General features: G+C 64.6%; 18 protein-coding genes, 3 pseudogenes and 1 riboswitch. Of the genes and pseudogenes, 11 read left to right on the top strand and 10 right to left on the bottom strand.

Features of this window, described 5'->3' with window-relative positions:
- Positions 1-17 precede the first annotated feature (17 nt).
- Positions 18-128 carry a hypothetical protein gene (locus tag LN139_RS25955; protein ID WP_442964356.1) on the top strand — a complete coding sequence of 37 codons (111 nt, stop codon included), beginning with the start codon at positions 18-20 and terminating at the stop codon, positions 126-128.
- Between the two features lie 43 nt (positions 129-171).
- Here LN139_RS25955 and LN139_RS23480 read toward each other — a convergent pair whose 3' ends face one another.
- A complete protein-coding gene (locus LN139_RS23480; RefSeq protein WP_329610984.1) occupies positions 172-570 on the bottom strand; it encodes an acyl-CoA thioesterase in 399 nt (132 codons plus the stop codon).
- Between the two features lie 181 nt (positions 571-751).
- Positions 752-851, top strand: a riboswitch (S-adenosyl-L-homocysteine riboswitch).
- A 22-nt stretch (positions 852-873) separates the two neighbouring features.
- On the opposite strand from LN139_RS23480, the gene ahcY reads away from it, so the two are divergent.
- From ahcY to LN139_RS23460, 4 genes and pseudogenes are all read left to right on the top strand, one after another.
- On the top strand, positions 874-2,283 hold the full coding sequence (gene ahcY / locus LN139_RS23475; RefSeq protein ID WP_236357412.1) for an adenosylhomocysteinase: 1,410 nt from the start codon (positions 874-876) through the stop codon (positions 2,281-2,283).
- Positions 2,284-2,399: 116 nt separating this feature from the next.
- Positions 2,400-3,227: pseudogene (metF, locus tag LN139_RS23470) on the top strand (methylenetetrahydrofolate reductase [NAD(P)H]); the annotation flags it as partial.
- A 72-nt stretch (positions 3,228-3,299) separates the two neighbouring features.
- On the top strand, positions 3,300-4,067 hold the full coding sequence (locus LN139_RS23465; protein WP_236357410.1) for a substrate-binding periplasmic protein: 768 nt from the start codon (positions 3,300-3,302) through the stop codon (positions 4,065-4,067).
- Positions 4,068-4,328: 261 nt separating this feature from the next.
- A complete protein-coding gene (locus LN139_RS23460; RefSeq protein WP_236357408.1) occupies positions 4,329-6,224 on the top strand; it encodes a DEAD/DEAH box helicase in 1,896 nt (631 codons plus the stop codon).
- 69 nt (positions 6,225-6,293) lie between these two features.
- On the opposite strand, the gene LN139_RS23455 is transcribed toward LN139_RS23460, so the two are convergent.
- Both LN139_RS23455 and LN139_RS23450 read right to left on the bottom strand, forming a co-directional pair.
- On the bottom strand, positions 6,294-6,899 hold the full coding sequence (locus LN139_RS23455; protein ID WP_236357405.1) for a YceI family protein: 606 nt from the start codon (positions 6,897-6,899) through the stop codon (positions 6,294-6,296).
- 37 nt (positions 6,900-6,936) lie between these two features.
- Positions 6,937-7,488, bottom strand: a complete 552-nt coding sequence (locus LN139_RS23450) for a cytochrome b (RefSeq protein WP_236357403.1) — start codon at positions 7,486-7,488, stop codon at positions 6,937-6,939.
- Positions 7,489-7,703: 215 nt separating this feature from the next.
- Here LN139_RS23450 and LN139_RS23445 point away from each other — a divergent pair, with 215 nt between their 5' ends.
- Positions 7,704-9,110: an adenosylmethionine--8-amino-7-oxononanoate transaminase gene (locus LN139_RS23445; protein WP_236357400.1), complete on the top strand. Its 1,407-nt coding sequence runs from the start codon at positions 7,704-7,706 to the stop codon at positions 9,108-9,110.
- 18 nt (positions 9,111-9,128) lie between these two features.
- The gene (locus LN139_RS23440) at positions 9,129-9,842 is read left to right on the top strand and encodes a 16S rRNA (uracil(1498)-N(3))-methyltransferase (RefSeq protein WP_236357398.1); all 714 of its coding nucleotides are present in this window, start codon (positions 9,129-9,131) and stop codon (positions 9,840-9,842) included.
- Between the two features lie 97 nt (positions 9,843-9,939).
- On the opposite strand, the gene trhA is transcribed toward LN139_RS23440, so the two are convergent.
- The 7 genes and pseudogenes from trhA to pilG form a co-directional block, all read right to left on the bottom strand.
- On the bottom strand, positions 9,940-10,557 hold the full coding sequence (gene trhA / locus LN139_RS23435) for a PAQR family membrane homeostasis protein TrhA (RefSeq protein ID WP_236357396.1): 618 nt from the start codon (positions 10,555-10,557) through the stop codon (positions 9,940-9,942).
- 67 nt (positions 10,558-10,624) lie between these two features.
- The gene (locus LN139_RS23430; protein ID WP_236357393.1) at positions 10,625-11,089 is read right to left on the bottom strand and encodes a chemotaxis protein CheW; all 465 of its coding nucleotides are present in this window, start codon (positions 11,087-11,089) and stop codon (positions 10,625-10,627) included.
- A pseudogene (locus LN139_RS23425) lies at positions 11,082-14,219 on the bottom strand (response regulator); the annotation flags it as partial. The pseudogene LN139_RS23425 and the gene LN139_RS23430, both read right to left, overlap by 8 nt.
- 1,143 nt (positions 14,220-15,362) lie before the next feature.
- Positions 15,363-17,381: pseudogene (locus LN139_RS23420) on the bottom strand (methyl-accepting chemotaxis protein); the annotation flags it as partial.
- A gap of 21 nt (positions 17,382-17,402) precedes the next feature.
- Positions 17,403-17,942, bottom strand: a complete 540-nt coding sequence (locus LN139_RS23415) for a chemotaxis protein CheW (RefSeq protein ID WP_236357387.1) — start codon at positions 17,940-17,942, stop codon at positions 17,403-17,405.
- A gap of 10 nt (positions 17,943-17,952) precedes the next feature.
- Complete coding sequence (pilH, locus tag LN139_RS23410; RefSeq protein WP_236357385.1) at positions 17,953-18,318, bottom strand: twitching motility response regulator PilH; 366 nt, start codon at positions 18,316-18,318, stop codon at positions 17,953-17,955.
- A 32-nt stretch (positions 18,319-18,350) separates the two neighbouring features.
- On the bottom strand, positions 18,351-18,758 hold the full coding sequence (gene pilG / locus LN139_RS23405) for a twitching motility response regulator PilG (RefSeq protein ID WP_236357382.1): 408 nt from the start codon (positions 18,756-18,758) through the stop codon (positions 18,351-18,353).
- A 175-nt stretch (positions 18,759-18,933) separates the two neighbouring features.
- On the opposite strand from pilG, the gene gshB reads away from it, so the two are divergent.
- The 4 genes from gshB to ruvX all read left to right on the top strand — a co-directional run bounded on the left by gshB (position 18,934) and on the right by ruvX (position 21,947).
- Positions 18,934-19,884, top strand: a complete 951-nt coding sequence (gene gshB, locus LN139_RS23400; RefSeq protein ID WP_236357380.1) for a glutathione synthase — start codon at positions 18,934-18,936, stop codon at positions 19,882-19,884.
- A gap of 98 nt (positions 19,885-19,982) precedes the next feature.
- Complete coding sequence (locus LN139_RS23395) at positions 19,983-20,885, top strand: energy transducer TonB (protein ID WP_236357379.1); 903 nt, start codon at positions 19,983-19,985, stop codon at positions 20,883-20,885.
- 64 nt (positions 20,886-20,949) lie between these two features.
- On the top strand, positions 20,950-21,519 hold the full coding sequence (locus LN139_RS23390) for a YqgE/AlgH family protein (RefSeq protein WP_236357377.1): 570 nt from the start codon (positions 20,950-20,952) through the stop codon (positions 21,517-21,519).
- Positions 21,519-21,947 carry a Holliday junction resolvase RuvX gene (ruvX, locus tag LN139_RS23385; protein ID WP_236357374.1) on the top strand — a complete coding sequence of 143 codons (429 nt, stop codon included), beginning with the start codon at positions 21,519-21,521 and terminating at the stop codon, positions 21,945-21,947. Before LN139_RS23390 ends, ruvX begins: the two co-directional genes overlap by 1 nt.
- Positions 21,948-21,960: the final 13 nt, after the last annotated feature.

The following is a 21,960-nucleotide window of genomic DNA, read 5'->3' as shown; positions in this document are numbered from 1 at the left end:
TCCCGAGTGTCTATCGCATGAATCCCATATGGAGTAGGGCCATGCTCAAGTTTCTCGGCGGTACCGTTGGCATCATTTTCCTGATCGGCCTGGTGGTGGTGATCCTGGCCTTCAAGCTGATCTTCTGAAAATACGAAAGGCCGGGCGATTGCCCGGCCTTTTCGTTTCAGGTCAAAGCTCTTCGCTGGAGAACTGGTCCTTGATGTAGCGGATTTCGGTGCGGCCGTGCGGGGCAGGCAGGCCGTCCTCGCCGAGGTTGACGAACACCAGCTTGTCGATGGTCAGAATGCTCTTGCGAGTGATCTTGTTGCGCACTTCGCAGCTCAAGGTGATCGAGGTGCGGCCGAACTCGGTGGCGGTGATGCCCAGTTCGATGATGTCGCCCTGGCGCGAGGCGCTGACGAAGTTGATCTCGGAAATGTACTTGGTCACGACCCGCTGATTACCCAGCTGCACGATGGCGTAGATCGCCGCCTCTTCGTCGATCCAGCGCAGCAGGCTGCCACCGAACAGGGTGCCGTTGGGGTTGAGGTCTTCGGGTTTCACCCACTTGCGGGTGTGGAAGTTCATGGCGCGCTCCTGCCGTCTGGGGATGTGCCGGCCATGATGGCAGAGCGGGTGCAACGCCCACAATCGTCCGATGGCCGGCTGTGCAAAACACCTTTGCGGGGATTCGACAGCCCCGAAACCCTTCCCTATAATCACACCGTTTTCGTTCAGCGCCCGCCACTGCCGCGGGCGTTCCCGCCACCTGTCCGAGGGGCGCTGCAGCAGGTGTTCACCTGTCAGGCTCGGATGGGGCGTGCTCCGGCCCGGTTCCGTGGCCAAACGCACAACGGCGCCCATTCGCACCTAACGAATGGAGGCTCTTCAATGAGCGCTGTAATGACGCCTGCCGGTTTTTCCGACTTCAAGGTCGCCGACATCTCCCTGGCTGCCTGGGGCCGCCGCGAAATCATCATCGCCGAGTCCGAAATGCCTGCCCTGATGGGCCTGCGCCGCAAATACGCCGGCCAGCAACCGCTCAAGGGCGCCAAGATCATCGGCTGCATCCACATGACCATCCAGACCGCCGTGCTGATCGAAACCCTGATCGCACTGGGCGCTGAAGTACGCTGGTCGTCGTGCAACATCTTCTCGACCCAGGACCAGGCCGCTGCCGCCATCGCCGCCGCCGGCATCCCGGTGTTCGCCTGGAAGGGCGAAACCGAAGCCGAGTACGAGTGGTGCATCGAGCAGACCATCCTCAGCGGCGGCCAGCCATGGGACGCCAACATGGTGCTGGACGACGGTGGCGACCTCACCGAAATCCTGCACAACAAATACCCGCAGATGCTCGACCGCATTCACGGCGTGACCGAAGAAACCACCACCGGTGTGCATCGCCTGCTCGACATGCTGGCCAAGGGCACCCTCAAGGTCCCGGCGGTCAACGTCAACGACTCGGTCACCAAGAGCAAGAACGACAACAAGTACGGCTGCCGCCACAGCCTGAACGACGCCATCAAGCGCGGCACCGACCACTTGCTCTCCGGCAAGCAGGCGCTGGTGATCGGCTACGGCGACGTGGGCAAGGGCTCGGCGCAGTCGCTGCGCCAGGAAGGCATGATCGTCAAGGTGTCGGAAGTCGACCCGATCTGCGCCATGCAGGCCTGCATGGACGGCTTCGAAGTGGTTTCGCCGTACAACAACGGCCTCAACGATGGCACCGAAGCCAGTGTGGATGCCGCCCTGCTGGGCAAGATCGACCTGATCGTGACCACCACCGGCAACGTCAACGTGTGCGACGCCAACATGCTCAAGGCGCTGAAAAAGCGCGCAGTGGTGTGCAACATCGGCCACTTCGACAACGAGATCGACACCGCCTTCATGCGCAAGAACTGGGCGTGGGAAGAGGTCAAGCCACAGGTACACAAGGTTCACCGCACCGGCGCCGGCAGCTTCGATGCGCAGAACGATGACTACCTGATCCTGCTGGCCGAAGGCCGCCTGGTGAACCTGGGCAACGCCACTGGCCACCCGAGCCGGATCATGGACGGTTCCTTCGCCAACCAGGTGCTGGCGCAGATCCACCTGTTCGAGCAGAAGTTCGCTGACCTCTCCGGCGCAGACAAGGCCGCGCGCCTGACCGTCGAAGTGCTGCCCAAGAAGCTGGACGAGGAAGTGGCCCTGGAAATGGTCAAGGGCTTCGGCGGCGTAGTCACTCAACTCACGCCCAAGCAGGCCGATTACATCGGCGTCACGGTCGAAGGCCCGTTCAAGCCCGACACCTACCGGTATTAATCGAGCTGCAAGCTTTTAGCTGCAAGCTGCAAGTCAAAGCAGATCTGCCTTGGCTTGCAGCTTGAGGCTTGGAGCTTGAGGCTGAGTGAAGGCTCTTCCATGACGACATCAGATAACATCAGTTTCGAGTTTTCCCCACCAAGACCGAGGCGGGGCACGAGAAGCTCATGGGTGTGGCGCGCCAGTTGGCGGCTCACAAACCTGCTTTCTTCTCCTGCACCTACGGTGCCGGTGGCTCGACCCGTGATCGCACGCTGGGTACGGTGCTGCAACTGGAGCGCGAAGTCAGCGTGCCCGCCGCGCCTCACCTCTCTTGCGTAGGCGACACCAAGGCCGAGCTGCGTGAGCTGCTGGCCGGATACAAGAACGCCGGCATCAAGCGTATCGTTGCGCTGCGCGGTGACCTGCCCTCGGGCATGGGCATGGCGGCAGGCGAATTGCGCCATGCCAGCGACCTGGTCGAATTCATCCGCGCCGAAACCGGCGACCACTTCCACCTGGAAGTGGCTGCGTACCCTGAGATGCACCCGCAGGCGCGCAATTTCGAGCACGATCTGGCCGCCTTCGCCACCAAGGCCAAGGCCGGTGCCAACAGCGCCATTACCCAGTACTTCTTCAACGCCGACTGCTACTTCTACTTCGTCGAGCGCGTACGCAAGCTGGGTGTGGATATCCCGATCGTTCCGGGCATCATGCCGATCACCAACTACAGCAAGCTGGCACGCTTCTCCGACGCCTGTGGCGCCGAGATCCCGCGCTGGGTGCGCAAGCAGCTGGAAGCCTACGGTGACGACAGCGCCAGCATTCAGGCTTTCGGTGAAGAAGTCATCACCCGCCTGTGTGAGCAACTGCTGGCCGGCGGCGCGCCTGGCCTGCACTTCTACACCCTGAACCAGGCCGAGCCTAGCCTGGCGATCTGGAACAACCTGCAGTTGCCTAGCTGACAAAACTGGCGGGTGGCCAAACGGTAGGCGCGCGCACTACCATGCCTACCGTTTGCCTTATCTGGCCCGCCCATGCTCCCTGACCGCTTGCCTACCCTGCCTGCCCTTTGGCGCTGGCTGGTTGCCGCCTTGCTGGCAACCTTGGCCTTGAGCGCGCGTGCGGAGCCATTGCGGTTGGTGACCGAACCCTGGGCGCCTTTCAGCTACCTGAAAGACGGCAAGCCGACGGGGCTGGATTACGAAATCGCCGCTGAAGTGTTCCGCCGCATGAATGTTCAGGTGCACTGGCAGTTCCTGCCGTGGCGGCGCTGCCTGGCGATGGCTCGCCAAGGGCAGGCGGACGCCGTGCTGGACATCCTTGAAACCCGCGAACGCGACGCCATGCTGATCTACCCCAGCGAGCCGCTGTCGGAGGTGGAGTTCCTGCTGTTCCAGGCCAACGAGCGCCCCCATGCGTTCAACACAATGGCTGACCTGCAAGGGCTGATCATCGGCACCCAGGCCGGGTTCCAGTATGGCGAGGCGTTCATGAAGGCGCCGGGCATCTACCGGGAGTCCGCGCCGACACTCGAGGCCAACCTGGGCAAGTTGATGCTGGGGCGCGTCGATCTGGTCATCACTGACCGCCGGGCCGGGCAATACGCGCTGGAACACCTCAACCTCCAGCAGCAGGTCAGCGCCCTGCCTACCGTGGTCAGCAGCGACCGCCAATACCTGGCGCTACGCCGCGGGCCGGGCATGGAAGAGCTTGCAGAGCGCTTTGCCAGTACCTTGCGCCAGTTCCGCGGTGAGCCGGCTTACGTCGAGTTGCTGGCGCGATTCGCCACCCCCGCGCCATGAAGGTGGCTGTTTTTTGTTCAAGAACATCATTACAATCGGTTGCTGTGGCCGAGCCTCTGTTATACTCGGCCTTCCCGCCAGGCTTACGCCCGGACGCCCGATCTCGCAAAAACGCCTATTGGCGCTACCTGCCCCAGGTAGCCATTTTCACCAATACGGCGGCGAAGCTCCGGCAGTACCGGTCGCCACGCGCATCCTCATGCCGTTCGCGCCAGGCAAGATTACCTTCGGGCACTAGCCCCCACATGAACAGGATTGCCCATGTCCTTTGCTTCCCTCGGTCTCTCCGAGGCTCTAGTCCGCGCTATCGAGGCCGCGGGCTACACGCAGCCAACCCCGGTGCAACAGCGGGCCGTTCCCGCCGTGTTGCAAGGTCGCGACCTGATGGTGGCGGCCCAGACGGGTACCGGCAAGACCGCCGGTTTCGCTTTGCCGATCCTCGAGCGCCTTTTCCCTGAAGGCCACCCGGACGAATCTCGCCGCCATGGCCCCAAGCAACCTCGCGTGCTGGTGCTCACCCCCACCCGCGAGCTGGCGGCCCAGGTGCATGACAGCTTCAAGATCTATGCCCGCGACCTCAAGTTCGTCAGCGCCTGCGTCTTCGGCGGCGTCGGCATGAACCCGCAGGTGCAGGCCCTGGCCAAGGGTGTCGATGTGCTGGTGGCGTGCCCCGGCCGCCTGCTCGACCTGGCCGGCCAAGGCAGCGTCGACCTGTCCCATGTCGAAATCCTCGTACTCGATGAAGCCGACCGCATGCTCGACATGGGCTTCATCCACGACGTGAAAAAGGTCCTCGCGCGCCTCCCTGACAAGCGCCAGAACCTGCTGTTCTCGGCCACCTTCTCCAAGGACATCACCGACCTTGCCGAGAAGCTGCTGGACAACCCCGAGCGCATCGAAGTCGCCCCACCCAACACCACGGTCGAGCGTATCGAGCAGCGTGTGTTCCGCCTGCAGGCGTCTCACAAGCGCGCGTTGCTGGCGCACCTGATCACCCTGGGTGCGTGGGAGCAAGTGCTGGTGTTCACCCGCACCAAGCACGGCGCCAACCGCCTGGCCGAGTACCTGAACAAGCACGGCCTCACCGCCGCGCCGATTCACGGCAACAAGAGCCAGAACGCTCGCACCAAGGCCTTGGCCGACTTCAAGGCCGGTACTGTGCGAGTCATGGTCGCCACCGACATCGCCGCTCGCGGCCTGGACATCGACCAGTTGCCCCATGTGGTCAACTTCGAGCTGCCCAATGTCGAGGAAGACTACGTACACCGCATTGGCCGTACTGGCCGGGCAGGTCGTAGCGGCGAGGCTATCTCGCTGGTCGCACCTGACGAGGAGAAGCTGCTCAAGAGCATCGAGCGCATGACCCGCCAGCGTATCCCTGATGGCGACGCCATGGGCTTCGACGCCAGCACCATCGAGGCTGAGAAGCCTGAGGTGCGCGAGCCTCGCCAGCCACAGGGCCGCGGCCGTGGGCAGGGTGCCAACAGCAACAATGGTGGGCGCAAAGACAAGCCTCGCAAGGACAAGCCGAAAGAAAAGGCCGCTGACCAGCCCGCTGGCGAAAGCCGTGGCGAGAAGCAGACCACAGGCGAGCGCCCTGCCGGTGAGCGCCGCAATCGCCGCCAACGCAGCGGCAAGAAGCCTGAGGGCCAGAGCCAGGCAGCGGGCGCAAGCTCGCAGGCAGCTCGCGACCCGGAAGAATTCCGTGACGACGACGTCGATAACTTCGGCAACCGCGCCGACTACGTCAGCCCCTACAAGGACCAGAAGCCCGGCGGCCGCAACCGCCGCCCGGCTGGCAGCGCCGGCCAAGGCCAGAACCAGGCGCAGCAACGCCGCCAGGGCCAGGGTCAAGGTCAAGGCCAGGGCGCGCCGCGCAGCAATGGCGGTGGGGCCAAACCAGCCAACAACAACCGCCGTGGCAGCAATGGCGGCGGCCAGAGCCGTCGCGACGGCGGCAGCCGCCGCGTGCTCACCGGCGACGCGCCGCGTGGCGAGTCGATGATCCCTTCTGCACGCCAGGACGCACCCAAGCCGAAGATCATCCACAAGGAGTCCCGCCTGAGCTCGCTCACGCTCGAGCAGTTGGACGAGCTGCAGCGCAGCAACAAGCCGCGCGGTGAAAAACCCGCCCTGCTGACCCGCGGCGAGAGCTGATTCAGGCTCCGTTCGCTGCAAATGAAAAGGCCGCGCTCAAGAGCGCGGCCTTTTCGTTGGTGCCAACCTTTACTTCTGCTTAACACCTTCGAAGGTGAAGTACAGGGTAACGGTGTCGGACTGCGGGCCCAGGTCCATGGTCTTGGGCGCGAAATCCTTGCGGTTGATGGTGGTCTGGCCTTCGAAACCTGCACGGTAGCCACCCCACGGGTCTTTGCCTTCGCCCAGGAAGGTCGACTTGATCACGACAGGCTTGGTGACGCCTTGCAGGGTCAGGTCACCGGCCACGTCAGCAGTCAGCTTGCCATCGGCATTCTTGCCGGTGGGGGTGACCTTGGTGGACTTGAAGGTCGCTTCCGGGTACTTGGCGACATCGAGGAAGTCTTTGCTGCTGATGTGCTTGTCGCGTTCTGCGTGGTTGGTGAACACGCTGGCGGTTTTCAGGGTGACCTGTACCGAGGAGTTTTCCGGCTTGTCGGCATCCCAGACGAAGGAGCCGTCGAAGTCTTTGAAGGTACCGGTGATGAAGCTGTAACCCAGGTGGCTGATCTTGAAGTCGACGAAAGCGTGCTGGCCTTCCTTGTCGATCTTGTAGTTGACCGGCTCGGCCATGGCTTGGCCTGCGGTCAGCAGGGCGGAACCGATAGCCAGGGCGGCCAGGGTTTTCTTCAACATAGCGATGTTCCTTTTGCTTGGATCGGGTGAGTGTAGGTCAGGCCTTGCGGCCCAGCATGCGAATGAAGGTAGCGTCACGGTCGATGAAGTGATGCTTGAGCGCGGCCAGGCCATGCAGTACCGCAAAGCTCACCAGCGCCCAGGCCAGGTACAGATGCACCGTCCCGGCGACCTCGGCCTGGCTGTCGGAGCCTGTGAACAACGCAGGAACGTCGAACAGCCCGAATACCGGAATGCCCACACCGTCGGCAGTGGAGATCAGGTAACCGGTGATCATCACCAGGAACAGGTCTGCGTAGAGAAACAAGTGCCCCGCCGCAGCGGCCAGGCGTGTCAGCCGGCCCTGATTGGGAGTAGGCGGCGGTGGCGCGCTGATGAAACGCCACACCACGCGCAACAGCATGAAGAAGAACAACGTCAGCCCGATGCTTTTGTGCAGGTCCGGGCCTGCCTTGCGCCAAGGATCGTAATAACCAAGGCCGACCATCCACAGGCCCAGGGCGAACATGCCGAACACCGTCAAGGCTGTGCCCCAATGCAGGAACATGCTGACGGCGCCATAACGGGCGGGTGAATTCTTGAGCTGCATCGGCGAAATCCTCGATAACCGTGGGAGCAAGCGTACCGGCTTAAACATCGAAAAAAAGCAGAATTTTTCGCTTTGATCTATCGAGCCAGGCGATGAAAAGTCTGAAATACATCTGTTAACTAACCATTAACGGCAGTTGCCCCTATCGCCCATGACGCATAGGCTTGCGCATCAATTTAGCCCAGCAGGCCAAACGTGCTGCCAGGAGAATCACCATGAGCTTGAACGACCAGTGGATGCAGCGTGACCTGAACGTGCTGTGGCACCCCTGCACCCAGATGAAAGACCACGAGACGCTACCGGTGATACCGATCCGCCGTGGTGAAGGGGTGTGGCTGGAAGACTTCGAAGGCCGGCGCTATATCGATGCGGTCAGCTCCTGGTGGGTCAACGTCTTCGGCCACGCCAACCCGCGCATCAACGAGCGTATCAAGGCGCAGGTCGACCAGCTCGAACACGTGATCCTGGCCGGCTTCAGCCACGCACCGGTGATCGAGCTGTCCGAACGCCTGGTGAAGATCACCCCCGAAGGGCTCGACCGGGTGTTCGATGCCGACAACGGTTCCTCATGCATCGAAGTGGCGCTGAAGATGAGCTACCACTACTGGCTCAACCGCGGCCAACCGGCCAAGAAGCGCTTCGTTACTCTCTCCAACAGCTACCACGGTGAAACCATCGCGGCGATGTCGGTGGGCGACGTGCCGTTGTTCACCGAAACCTACAAGGCGCTGCTGCTCGAGACCTTGAAAGTGCCAAGCCCCGACTGCTACCTGCGCCCTGAGGGCGTGAGCTGGGAAGAGCACTCGCGCACGATGTTCGCTGCCATGGAGCAGACCCTCGCCGAGCACCACGACAGCGTTGCTGCGGTGATCGTCGAGCCACTGATTCAGGGCGCGGGTGGCATGCGCATGTATCACCCGGTGTACCTGCAACTGCTGCGTGAGGCCTGCGACCGCTACGGCGTGCACCTGATCCACGACGAAATCGCTGTGGGCTTCGGCCGCACCGGCACGATGTTCGCCTGCGAGCAGGCCGGCATCCGCCCGGATTTCCTCTGCCTGTCCAAGGCCCTGACCGGGGGCTACCTGCCGCTGGCGGCGGTGCTGACCACCGATGACGTCTACCAGGCGTTCTACGACGACTACTCCACGCTGCGCGCCTTCCTGCACTCGCACAGCTACACCGGCAACCCGCTGGCCTGTGCCGCAGCGCTTGCCACGCTCGACATCTTCGAGCAAGACAACGTGATCGAGCGCAACAAGGCGCTGGCCACGCGCATGGCCAGCGCTACTGCGCACCTGGCCGACCACCCGCATGTGGGTGAGGTGCGCCAGACCGGCATGGCGCTGGCCATAGAGATGGTCAAGGATAAAACCACCAAGGCCGCCTGGCCTTGGCAGGAGCGCCGTGGCCTGAAGGTTTTCGAACATGGCCTTTCGCGTGGCGCGTTGCTGCGCCCGCTGGGCAGCGTGGTGTATTTTCTGCCGCCTTATGTGATAACGCCCGAACAGATCGACTTCCTCGCCGAAGTGGCCAGCGAGGGCATCGACATCGCCACCGGCAGCCGCGTGAGCGTGCCGGTCAAGACTGACTTCCACCCCGGTTTTCGTGACCCGGGCTAACCGCTGAACAGGTTATCGATGAAACGCTTTTACACAGACCTGCCCCTGAGCCTGGGCGACCACCCGCTGCCGGAGGCGCAGGCCCATTACATCGCGCGGGTGCTGCGCCTGGCCGAAGGCGACGCGCTGCAGTTGTTCGACGGTTCCGGCCAGGAGTACCGGGGGACCTTGCTGGAAGTGGGCAAGAAGCACGTGACCGTGCGCCTGATCGAGCAGTTGGCCGGCCAGCCGGACTCCGGGCTGCATGTGCATCTGGGTCAGGGGCTGTCGCGCGGTGAGCGCATGGACTGGGCCATTCAGAAGGCGACCGAGCTGGGCGTTGCCGAGATCACTCCGATCTTCAGCGAGCGCTGCGAGGTGCGCCTGAAGGACGAGCGTGCCGATAAACGCCTGGCCCACTGGCGGCAGGTCGCAATCAGCGCCTGCGAGCAATGCGGGCGCTCCAGCGTGCCGGTGATACATCCGCCACTGCTTCTTGAGCAGTGGCTTGGCCAGACAGAGGCAGACCTGAAGCTTGTGCTGCACCCGGTGGCAGAGCCGCTTGCCAGCCATCCACGGCCCGGGCGCCTGGCATTTTTGATCGGCCCGGAAGGCGGCCTCACCGAACAGGAAGTCGTTCAGGCCCAGGCTCAGGGCTTCCATCCCGCCCGGCTGGGGCCACGGGTGCTGCGCACCGAAACCGCACCAGTGGTGGCGTTGGCGCTGGCGCAGCAGTTGTGGGGCGATTTCTGATCGGCCTGTCGCGCGGCAAGCCGCCTTCTCACTTCATCGATCAGGCATATGAAGGTTTCAAAAAGTGGGAGGGCGGCTCGCCGCGCGACGGCCCCCTTCAGATCACATAAAAGAAAATCGCCACGAAGTGCAGCAAACTGCCGGCGATCACGAACAGGTGCCAGATGCCATGCCCATGGGGCATGCGCTCGCCAAGTGCGTAAAAGATGATCCCCACCGTGTACAACAGCCCTCCGCCGGCCAGCCAGCAGAAGCCGGCAGTGCCCAGCGCATCGAGCAGTGGCCCGACCGCCACCAGCACCACCCAGCCCATCACGGCGTAGATCACCACCGACAACACCCGCGCCGAAGACCGCGGCTTGAGCTCCTGCAACATGCCCAGCACCGCCAGCGCCCACACCACCCCGAACAGGCTCCACCCCCAAGGCCCGCGCAGTGACACCAGGCAGAAGGGTGTATAGCTGCCGGCGATCAGCAAGTAGATGGCGAGGTGGTCGAGCTTGCGCATCACCGTTTTCGCCTGGCCGCGCACACTGTGATAAACGGTGGAAATGGCGTACAGCGCCGTGAGGGTGACGCCGTACACCGCGGCACTGACGATCTTCCAGGGGTTGCCCTGGATACCGGCCAGCGCGGTCAGCCAAAGCGCACCGACGCAGGCCAGCACCGTGCCAACCAGGTGAGTCCAGGCATTGAGACGTTCGCCGTGATACATGGCGGCAAGGCCCTCTTGGTTCCTGAGTGAGGCCGCCATGCTGCAGCAAGCTTTGCCTACGCAGGTATTACAGCGCCGGCCATACCTGCTGCACCAGCCGCTCCAGGCCGTCCAGGTCCGGCACCCGCGCCACGCTTTCCCCCAACTGCACCGCTGCCAGTTCGAAGCGGTCCAGCGGCACATCCACGTAGCTGAGCTGGCTGTCGACCTTGAACGAGCGAGGGATCCCCTGCACCAGCATGGCGTAGAAGGCCAAAGGCCCGCCGCTCAAGGCGTTGAGCACCACGATGTGGTTGCGCTCGCCGCGCCGGGGCTCGGTGCCGCAGGCCGCCTCGAAGCTCAGCAACGGCAGCTCGCGATGGCGCCAGGCGATGTGCCCCAGATGCCAGGAAGGCGCGCCGGCCACCGGCACGCCGGGGCGGTCATCGATCAGCTCGGCGACCGCAACGTTGGGCAGCACCAACTGACGATCGGTCAACGGCAGCAGCAAGGCCGTGAGGCTGTGGCGCCGCTCGAAAGCACGTTCATGCATGGCGAGGGCTCCACTTTTCGATGCAGGCCAACAGTTGCGGCTCCTGGAACGGCTTGCCCAGGTACTCGTTGACCCCGAGGGCCATGGCACGGTCGCGGTGCTTCTCTCCGGTGCGCGAGGTGATCATGATGATTGGCAGGCTTTTCAGGCGGCTGTCGCGGCGCACCCAGGCTGCCACCTCGTAGCCGTCCATGCGCGGCATCTCGATGTCCAGCAGCAGGATGTCAGGACGCTGCTCTTCCATGCGCTCGACCGCCTCGACACCGTCCCGTGCGGTGCTCACGTGCATGCCATGGCGCTCCAGCAAGCGGCTGGTGACCTTGCGCACGGTCACCGAGTCATCGACCACCAGCACTCGACGTGGCCGAGCGGGAGCTGGCTCGGCGCGCTGCTCGGGGCTGCGCGCCGGCCCCTGGCGCAATTGCTGCGCGCGGATCAGGCCCAGCAAGTCGAGGATCAGCACCACTCGCCCGTCGCCCAGAATGGTTGCGCCATTAAGGCCCGGCACTGTCACGAATTGCGGCCCCAGGCTCTTGACCACGATGTCGCGTGAGCCGGTGATCGCATCGACCTGCACGGCGACCTGATGCTCGTGTGCCCGTACCAGCAGCACCGGCAGTGCCTGTTCCTGGCTCAGCAGCGCAGGCCGGGCCTGGCCATTCAACAACTGGCCGAGGTAACGCAGGTCGTGATTCATGCCGCCGTAACGGTACACCGGCGGAGTATGCCGGTAATGTGCATCCAGCTCGGCGGGCCCGACCCGCACGATGCCTTCCACGCTGTTGAGCGGCACCGCGTACAGCTCTTCGTTGCATTGCACCAAAAGCGCCCGGTTGACCGACACCGACAGCGGCAGGCGGATCTGGAATCGCGCGCCCACACCGCGCCGCGAGTCGATGGTCATGCTGCCGCCAAGCTGCTTGACCTCCTCATGCACCACGTCCATGCCCAGGCCGCGCCCGGAAATCTGCGTAATCTTCTCGGCGGTGGAGAACCCCGGCTGAAGAATGAACTGCATGACATCGTGGTCGCTCATGTCACTGCCCGCCGCCAGCAGGCCGCGCATGGCCGCCTTGTTGCGCACCGCGTCCAGCGGCACACCGGCGCCGTCGTCGGCCAGCTCGATCACCACCTCGCCGCCCTCGTGGGCCACGCTCAGGCTGATCAGGCCCGACTCGGGCTTGCCCGAGGCGCGCCGTATCGCCGCAGGCTCAAGGCCGTGGTCCACGGCATTGCGCAGCATGTGCTCCAGCGGCGCGACCATGCGTTCGAGCACCGTGCGGTCCATTTCGGCCTCGGCATGGCCGGCTTCGAAAATCACCTGCTTGCCCAGCTCTTCGGCCACCTGCCGTACTACCCGCTGCAAGCGTGGCAACACCCGTTCGAAAGGCACCATGCGCGTGCGCATCAGGCCTTCCTGCAATTGGCTGCTCACCCGTGACTGGTGCGCCAGCAGCGCCTGGGCCTCGTGGTTGCGCTCGTCGAGCGTGTCCTTGAGGTCGAGCAGGTCAGAGACCGCCTCGAACAGGCCCCGTGTGAGCTGTTGCAGCTGAGAATGGCGGTCCATTTCCAGCGGGTCGAACTCGGCGTAGGCCGTGCTTTCCTGGGCATGTTCGCGCTGGCCGGCCTGGGTTTCGCTGTCCAGGCGCAGCAGGTGGTCGCGCATGCGCTGGAGCGTCATTTCCATTTCATAGAGGGCCGAGCGGCTGTCGTTGACCTGCTGCTCGACACGCCCGCGGGCAATGGCCGCCTCGCCTGCCAGGTCGCCGAGCTCTTCGAGCACCAGCGCGGTGACCTTGACCATGTCCACCGGCCCGCGCTCCATCACGGCCGGCGCAGGCTCCATGCGCGGCGACTGGGCGCTGCCCCGTGGCGCGTGGGCCAGGCCAAAGCCGTTCATGCGAGCGATCAGCGCGGGGTCGGCCTGCACTTGCTGGCCAGAACGCAGGGCATCGAGCATCAGGCCGACGCGGTCATGGCCCTTTTGCAAAAGCTCGAACAGCCCGGCACTGGGCAGCAACGTGCCGGCGGCCAGCCGCTGGTAGAGGGTTTCCAGCTCATGGGCCAGGTCGCCGATCGGCGCAATTTCCACCATCCGCGCGCCGCCCTTGAGGGTGTGCAGGTCGCGCAGCAGGTTTTCCACCTCCAGCGTGTTGCCGGGCTCGGCTTCCCAGCGCAGCAGGGCCTCGCCCGCGCTTTCGACGATGTCGAAGCCTTCGTCGAGAAAGACCTGCATCAGCTCCTGGTCGGCAGGGCCTTCGTCGACGCCGTCGGTTTCTGGCTCTGGTTCCGGTTCTGGTTCCGGTTCCGGTTTCAGGGCTGGCAGCGCCTGCGCCTGGCCGTCGCTCAGGCGGCCGAGGGCGTCCGGCGGCAGCGCCTGGTCGAGCAACTCCCGCAGGTAACGCAATGCAAGCGGAGCAGGCGCAGCGCCTTGGCCTGCGGCCAACTGGTCGAACTGATCGATCAGCGCCTCGTGGCCACGGCCCATCCGCTCGAAGAACGCATCGTTGACCGGCAGGCTGCCCTCCTCCACCGCGCCGTAAACATCCAGCAGCGCTTCGCACAGCTCATCGACGGCCGACAGGCCTGCGTCGTGGGCGCCTTGTGCAAGGTCGGTCAATTCGTCGAGCAAGCCGGCCAACTCCTGGCGGCTGCGTGGCTGGCGCGCCCAGGCACGCAGGGCCGCTTCGCTGTCGAGCACGCGATCCATATGTGCGCGCAAGAAGCTCTGGGCGGCCGAAGGCGGCGCGGCATCTGCCCCGCCAAGCAGAGCATTGGCCTGGTCGATCACTGCCTGTGCCCGTTCGGCGGCCTCGCCGGCCAGGAGGTTTTCGATTTGCGCGGCGCCCTGCTCGAAGAGCGTGCGAACCTCAGGTTCGTCCAGCGGAGCACGCTGGGCGATGCGGTCAAGGGCCGCAGCCAATTCGCTGATCGCGCTGGCCCCAGCCATCGAGGCGCTGCCCTTGAGCGTGTGCAACGCCACGTGCAAGGCATGCCCAGGCACAGCTTCCGGCGTTGCCAGCCAGCGCTGCAGCACGGCGAGGTAACCTTGCGCCTCATCACGGAAGATCGCCAGCAACGAGGCCGGCGCGGGCGCCACAGGTTCAGGCGCGTCAGCAGCCAGCCCGGCTGCCGCGGAGCCGGCGCCCCGGCATAGCGCATCGAGCGCCCGCTCGGCACGAGCGAGGCTGGGCTGGTGCGGGCCGTCGGGATCGAGCAGCAAACGCTCCAGGTGGTATTCCAGCGCGCAGATCACCTCGGCCAGTGCCTCGGCAATCACTCGCCTGGGCGCGCCCGCCAGCCAGCGCGCCATCGCCTCCAATGGCGAGGCCACAGCAGGCAACGGGATCATCGCAAGCGCCCCTGCCAACGGGTGCAATTGCTCGGCCAGCGCCTGGCATTCGGCCGGAGGCCAGCCTGCCGCCCAGGCGCCTTCAGCCCCTGCGCGAAGCGCTCAAGGCCCGCGAGGGTTTCGCGAATCACCAGGCGGTGGATTTCGTCGATATCCGTGCTGGGGCCAAGTTCGTCGCTGGCGACCGGCTTCGGGCCCGACCATGCCGTTCAGTGTGGCCTCGATGTACAGCAGGGCGCTGGCCACGTCCATCAGCGCAGCCTCATCCGGCGCGCGCTGGCCCTGCACGAAGGCTTGCAGCACGTTCAACTGATCGAGGATCAACCGGCGTGGCTGTTCGAAACCCAGCACCGCCAGCGTGTCGGCTACTTGCCGCAAGGCCGGCAGGCGCTCGCCCAGTGCCTGTGGGCCACATTCCGGCGCTTCGAGCCAGGCTTCCAGGCTTTCATGATGGCGCACCAGCTCCACGCACAGCGCCTGGACCACCGCCCGCAGCGCATCGCGGTTGCCAGCTTCCAGTTTGCCGGCCAGTTCTGGCGGCAACACTTGCGCAGCACCCGGAGCGCCGCTTTGCAAGGCGCGCGCCTCGGTGAGCAGTGGCAGCATCAGTTCGGGCATATCACGCCGGGCGCGGTGTACGCGCTCCAGCCACTCAGGCAATTGCTCCATCACCCGCAGCAGCAGGCCTTGCACTGCCGGCTGTAGAGCATCAAGAAGCCCCAGCGCCTCGAGCAACGCGCCAGCACCTTCAAGCTCCAACAAGCGCATTGCCCCGCGCGCCTGGGCGAGCCATTGCCGGGCGAGGGCCGGGTCGCCGGCCAGCAGTGCCTGCCGTATGGGCGGCAGGCTATCGGCCAGCTCCCTGCGAACCCACTCGAGGGCCACGAAATCCACGGCCGCGTTCATGGCGCCGAGCCCGGCTCCGGCGGGCAAGCGGAAACCTGAGACCGAACGGCGCATTTCACTGGCCATGCGCGCCAGGTTCGCCATGCTGTCGGCCGTGGCGATGGAGTCGGAGGAGGTCTGGGTAGTGATTTCTTGGATGATGGCCATGGTGTGGGAAATCTGCCCGGCAGAAGAGGTCTGCTGCTGGGCCGCATTGGAAATACACTGGATGAGCGCGGCGAGGTCTTCCGACACGCCTTCGATTTCCTCGAGCGCCACCCCGGCGTCTTCAGCCAGGCGGGCACCGCGCACCACCTCGTAGGTGGTTTGTTCCATGGACATCACTGCCTCGTTGGTGTCGGCCTGGATCGCCCGCACCAGCAGCTCGATCTGCCGCAGTGCCGACGACGAACGCTCGGCCAGGCGCTGCACTTCGTCTGCAACTACCGCAAAGCCACGCCCGGCTTCACCAGCCATTGACGCCTGGATCGCTGCGTTGAGCGCCAGAATGTTGGTCTGGTCGGCAATCTCGTCGATCAGGCTGACGATGTCGCCGATTTCCTGGGAGGACTCACCCAGGCGCTTGATCCGCCGCGACGTCTCCTGGATCTGCTCGCGCACCGTTTCCATGCCGCGAATGGTGTTGTGCACCAGGCGGCTTCCGTTGTTGGCGATGTCCACCGAGCGTTCGGCGACCTTGGCCGACTGGTAGGCATTGTTGGACACATGGTCGATCGATTGGGCCATGTCGCTGATCGCCCGCGACGCCTCGCTGATCTGCTGGGCCTGATGCTCCGAGCCCTTGACCAGGTGGCTGGCGTTGCCCTCGGTGTGCTGGACCGCGTAGGCGACATCTTCAGCAGCGCGGTTGATGGTAGTCACCAGCTCGCGCAATTGGTCTATGGCGTTGTTGATCGAGTCGGCGATGGTGCCGGTAAAGGCTTCGGTGACCGATGCCGTAACCGTGAGGTCGCCGGCGGCAAGGTCTTCGATCTCGTCGAGCAAGCGCATGATCGCGGCCTGGTTGCGCTCGTTCTTCTCGGCTGTTTCCCGCAACCGGCGGTTGGTTTCACGCACCATCACCATCCCGATGAGGATGATCGAAGCCAGCGCCAGCAGGCCCAGCACGTAGCCGCCGACGGTATCGACCGAACGCCCGCCCGCCAGGTGCTCGAACCCTGTGGCCAGCCGTGAGGCGTCGTCGAGCAAACCTTGTGAAAGGTTGAAGATGCCCGAGCTGGCCTCGCGTACGCGGAACAGCTCAGGCGAGGTTTCCAGGATCTGGTCCACAGAGCCTGAAACGAACGCGAACAGCTCGGAGATTTCCTTGAGCAGGGCGCGGGCTTCGGGGTCTTGTACCTGGCTGATCTGCTGGCCGGAATTGCCGTTGAGCATGCCGGCCAGCACCACGCCGAAGCGGTTAGCGTCGCGGCCGAAGGCTTCGGCGGCCTGGCTTGCGTTCTCATCGCCAGCCAGCACCGTATTGACCGAACCGAGGATACGCTCGGCAAGCAGAGATTGACGCTGCGCCATTGCGACCTGATTGGCTGGCGCACCCCGGCGCAGGAGGATGTCCACGACCTTTTCCGATTGCAGCTGCAGCTGTGGCACGGTCTGGCTGAGGGTCGCGGCCACCTGATGCAGCGCAAGCACGGTTTGCTCGCTGCCCAGGATCGTGTCGGTGTTCTTGCGCAGGTGGTCCCAGCCAGCCTGCACCGCCTTGATCTCATCGCTGACTTCATGCGGCGCCGGCGGCAGCCCGGTGTGGCGATCGCCCTCGACCAGGTAGCGCCAGCGCCGCTCGAACTCGTTGCGCGCCTCGCTCAATTGACGAAAGGCCTCGGCTTTGCCCGCCGCGGCTTCGGTGGCGTTCTTGGCGATGCGCTGGGACACCACGCGCAGCTCGCCGGCATGGCTGATGTACTGCTTGTCGTAGTTGGCGCGGGTGTTGAGGTAGGCGAAGTTGGCGAACAGCAGCATGATCAGGATGATCAGCGCCACGAATAGCCCGGCGATCTGCGCCGCGCTGCGTGAACCTTGGACAGCCCGTTTCATCGAGCCCTCCGCGCAGGGGGGTTACAACGCCACATTCATGAACTCCGCAACATGCGTCAACGCCAGGGGGCTGAACACCGCCCAGTTGCGCTCACGCTGAAAGTGCCCCTGCACGTAGGGCGCCATCGACGGTGGCAGCCCCGGAGGGGAAGAAGGGTTCAGGCGTTGCATCGCAAAATGCTGCAAGCCCGGGACCTCGTCGACCATCAGGCCGGTGAACAGCTCCTCGTGATCGATCACCAGGATGCGCCGCTGCTTTTTCAACGGGCTCAGGCCCTGGCCGAAGAACCCGCACAGGTCCATCACCGGCAGCAGCCGGCCGCGCAGGTTGGCCATGCCCATTACCCAGTGGCGCACGCCGGGCACCTGGGTCAGGCGCGGCTCGGGCAGCACTTCGACCACTTCTGCCATGGGCGCGACGAACCAGTGCCCGGCCAGGCGAAAGCCGATGCCGCTCCAGTTCTGCAGGCGCGCCTGCTGCGACGGCAGCGCGGCAGCCTGGGCGCGGCAGCGGCGGTCGATCTCCAGCAGCAATTCGAAGGCGGTGCGCCCCGGTGTCATGCGCGCCTCTTCAGCCGGCCAGCACGGCGGCGAGGGTGCGCAGCAGGGCGCCCTCTTCCAGGGGTTTGGTGATGTACTCGCGCGCACCCTGGCGGGTGCCCCAGACCTTGTCGGTTTCCTGGTCCTTGGCGGTAACGATGATCACCGGGATCGCGCTGGTTTCAGGATCCTTGGCCAGCTGGCGCGTGGCCTGGAAGCCATTGAGGCCCGGCATCACGATGTCCATCAGTACGGCATCGGGTTTTTCCTGGCGCGCCAGGGCTACGCCATCGGCGCCGTTGTCGGCCTTGAGTACCTGATGGCCTTGCCTCTCCAGGATATCGGTGAGTTTGTGCAGCTCGGTCGGTGAGTCGTCGACAATCAGAATTCGGGCCATGCTCTTCCCCGTCAATGGCGGCAGCGCCGCCGTTATGGCTGCCCCTGCGGCACGCCGAAGCCTGGCACATGGGCCCGGATCGCGCCCAGCAGGGTTTCCTTGCTGAATGGTTTGGTCAGGAACTGGTCGGCTTCCACCACCCGCCCACGGGCGCGGTCGAACAGCCCGTCACGGGACGACAGCATGACCACGGCGGTGCTGCGGAACTGGCTGTTGTGCTTGATCAGGGCGCAGGTCTGATAACCGTCCAGGCGCGGCATCATCACATCGATGAAGATGATGCTGGGTTGGTAGTCGGCGATCTTGGCCAGTGCATCGAAGCCATCCACGGCGGTGATGACCTGGCAACCGGCTTGCTGCAGTAGCGCTTCGGCTGTGCGGCGGATGGTTTTCGAATCATCGACGACCATGACCTTGAGACCGTTGGAATGCTGCTCCATGATTGCTCTATCAGGCTGTGGATGCTTCAGAGGTGTCGTCTAAGGGGCTTTTCAGCACGCTACTGGAACGCGTTCCACGGCCTGCGCCTTGACCCACGCCGCGCCTGGCATCACCCTGACGGCCATTTCCATCGCCACGGGCCGTTCCGGCCCCCGCCCTATAGAGGATTTCCCCATGAGCGTACGCCTCGGGATTGTCATGGACCCCATCGCGCGCATCTCCTACAAAAAGGACAGCTCGCTGGCCATGCTGCTGGCCGCCCAGGCCCGTGGCTGGGAGCTGGTGTACATGGAGCAGCCCGACCTCTATCAGACCTCGGGCGAACCTCGTGCCCGGGCACGCGCGCTCAAGGTGTTCGCCGACCCGGCCCATTGGTACGAGCTGGGCGAAGAGCAGGACATCGCGCTCACCGAGCTCGATGCCGTGCTGATGCGCGAAGACCCGCCCTTCGACATCGAGTTCATCTACAGCACCTACCTGCTGGAGGCGGCCGAGCGCGCCGGTGTGCTGATCGTCAACAAGCCGCAGAGCCTGCGCGACTGCAATGAAAAGCTCTTCGCCACCCAGTTCCCGCAGTGCAACCCGCCTACGCTGGTGAGCCGCCGCCAGGACATCCTGCGCGCCTTTGCCCAGGAACATGGCGATGTGATCCTCAAGCCACTGGATGAAATGGGCGGCGCGTCGATCTTCCGCCACCGCGCCGGCGACCCGAACCTGTCGGTGATCCTCGAAACCCTCACCCACAACGGCGCACACCAGATCATGGCGCAGGCCTATGTGCCGGAGATCGTCAACGGCGACAAACGCATCCTGATGATCGACGGCGAGCCTGTGGATTACTGCCTGGCGCGCATCCCGGCCCAGGGCGAAACCCGTGGCAACCTGGCCGCCGGCGGCCGTGGCGAAGCGCGGCCACTGACCGAGCGCGACCGCTGGATCGCGGCACAGGTCGGCCCTTCGCTGCGCGAAAAAGGCCTGCTGTTCGTTGGCCTGGATGTAATCGGCGATTACCTCACCGAGGTGAATGTCACCAGCCCCACCTGCATCCGCGAGATTGATGCCGCCTTCGACACCGACATCGGTGGCAAGCTGATGGACGCCATCGCCCGCAAGCTGGGCCGCTGAGGCCAGGCGGCGCCTTTGGTCAACCCTGAGGCGCCGCATTCGCGGCCCATCTGTTATGATGCCGGCCGTTCGTTTTGCCCACGCACCGCAGGCGCTTGATGACCCGCTTCACCCACATTCCCGCCCAGTTGCTGCGCATCGCCCACCGCCCATCCGACCGCCTGGGCCTTGCTCTGGTGATCGCTGCGCTGCTGCATCTGGCGCTGCTGCTGGGCCTGAGCTTCAGCCCCACGCCGCCCCCGGAGATCACCCGTACCCTCGAGGTGACCCTGGCCAGTTTCCAGAGCGACAAAGCCCCGAAAAAGGCTGACTTTCTCGCGCAGAACAACCAGCAAGGCAGCGGCACGCTGGAGAAGAAGGCCATCCCGCGCACCACGCAGGTAGCGCCGTTCGAAGACACCCAGATCAACCAGGTGACCCCGCCGCCGGCCCAGCGTGTGCAACCGGTCGACGCTCCGCAAAAGCAGAAGGCAGTGGCCACCGTGGCGCCCGCCCAGCGCAAGACCGAGGCCGACCCGGATCGCAGCAAGCCGCAGGACAAACCGCAGAGCGCCACACCCGACTTCGACAGCCCGCAGATGTCCAGCCAGATCGCCAGCCTTGAAGCCGAGCTTGCCCGCGAGCAGCAGGCCTACGCCAAGCGCCCGCGCATCTACCGGCTCACTGCGGCCTCCACGATCCGCGACAAGGGCGCCTGGTATAAAGAAGACTGGCGCAAGAAGATCGAGCGCATCGGCAACCTGAACTACCCCGACGAAGCCCGCCGCGAACGCATCTACGGCAGCCTGCGCATGCTGGTGTCGCTCAACCGCGACGGCTCGCTCTACGAAGTGCAGATCCTCGAATCCTCGGGCAAACCGGTGCTCGACCAGGCCGCCATGCGCATCGTGCGCCTCGCAGCGCCCTTCTCGCCGTTCACGGGCGACCTTTCCGATATCGACCGGCTGGAGATCATCCGTACCTGGCGTTTCGAAAAAGGCGACAAGCTGTCGAGCAACTGATGGCAACACACCTGTGGGCATTGCCAGCTTGTATGTCTGCCAGCCCAGCGCCACACTTAGCCCCATGAAAAACTTCCAACCCACCTACTTGAAGCACCAGTTCCTGATCGCCATGCCGCACATGGCCGATCCGAACTTTGCTCACACCCTGACCTACATCGTCGAGCACAGCGACAGCGGTGCCATGGGGCTGATCATCAATCGCCCGCAAGGCCTGAGCCTTGCCGATATCCTCGAACAGTTGCAGCCCGACATCGAGCCGCCTCTGAGCGCGCAGCTGGTGCCGATCTACGCCGGCGGCCCGGTGCAAACGGATCGCGGTTTCGTGCTGCACAGCAGCGGGCCTACCTACCAGGCCACCGTCGAGCTGGGGGGCATCTCGCTGTCCACTTCACAAGACGCCCTCTTCGCCATCGCCGATGGCCTGGGGCCCAAGCACAGCCTGATCACCCTGGGCTACGCCGGCTGGGAAAGCGGCCAGCTGGAGGCGGAGCTGGCCGACAACGCCTGGCTCACCTGCCCGTTCGATGCCGACATCCTCTTCAACACCGAGCCCGACTTGCGCCTGAATGCAGCCGCAAGGCGCCTCGGCGTAGACCTCAGCCTGCTCACCAGCCAGGCGGGCCATGCCTGATGCCAGCACCTCGCCTGTTACTGGGTTTCGACTACGGCAGCAAACAGATCGGCGTCGCCGTCGGCCAGGCCATCACCGGCCAGGCTCGCGAGCTTTGCACCCTCAAGGCGCAAAATGGCGTGCCCGACTGGGCGCGGGTCGAGGCCCTGCTCAAGGAGTGGCAACCCGACGCACTGGTCGTGGGCCTGCCACTGAACATGGACGGCACCCCCAGCGAAATGAGCGAGCGCGCCGAAAAGTTCGCCCGCAAGCTTCATGGCCGCTTCAACTTGCCGGTACATACTCACGACGAGCGCCTCACCACTTTCGAGGCCAAGGGCGAACGCCTGGCCCGTGGTGGGCAGAAGGGCAGCTACCGCGACAACCCGGTCGACGCCATCGCCGCGCGCCTGTTGCTCGAAGGCTGGCTGGAGGCCAACCCCGGCTGATCGCTTCACTTTC

Source organism: Pseudomonas sp. KNUC1026 (assembly GCF_021650705.1).
Taxonomy (GTDB): Bacteria; Pseudomonadota; Gammaproteobacteria; order Pseudomonadales; family Pseudomonadaceae; genus Aquipseudomonas.
This window is presented reverse-complemented; position numbering and strand designations above follow the sequence as displayed.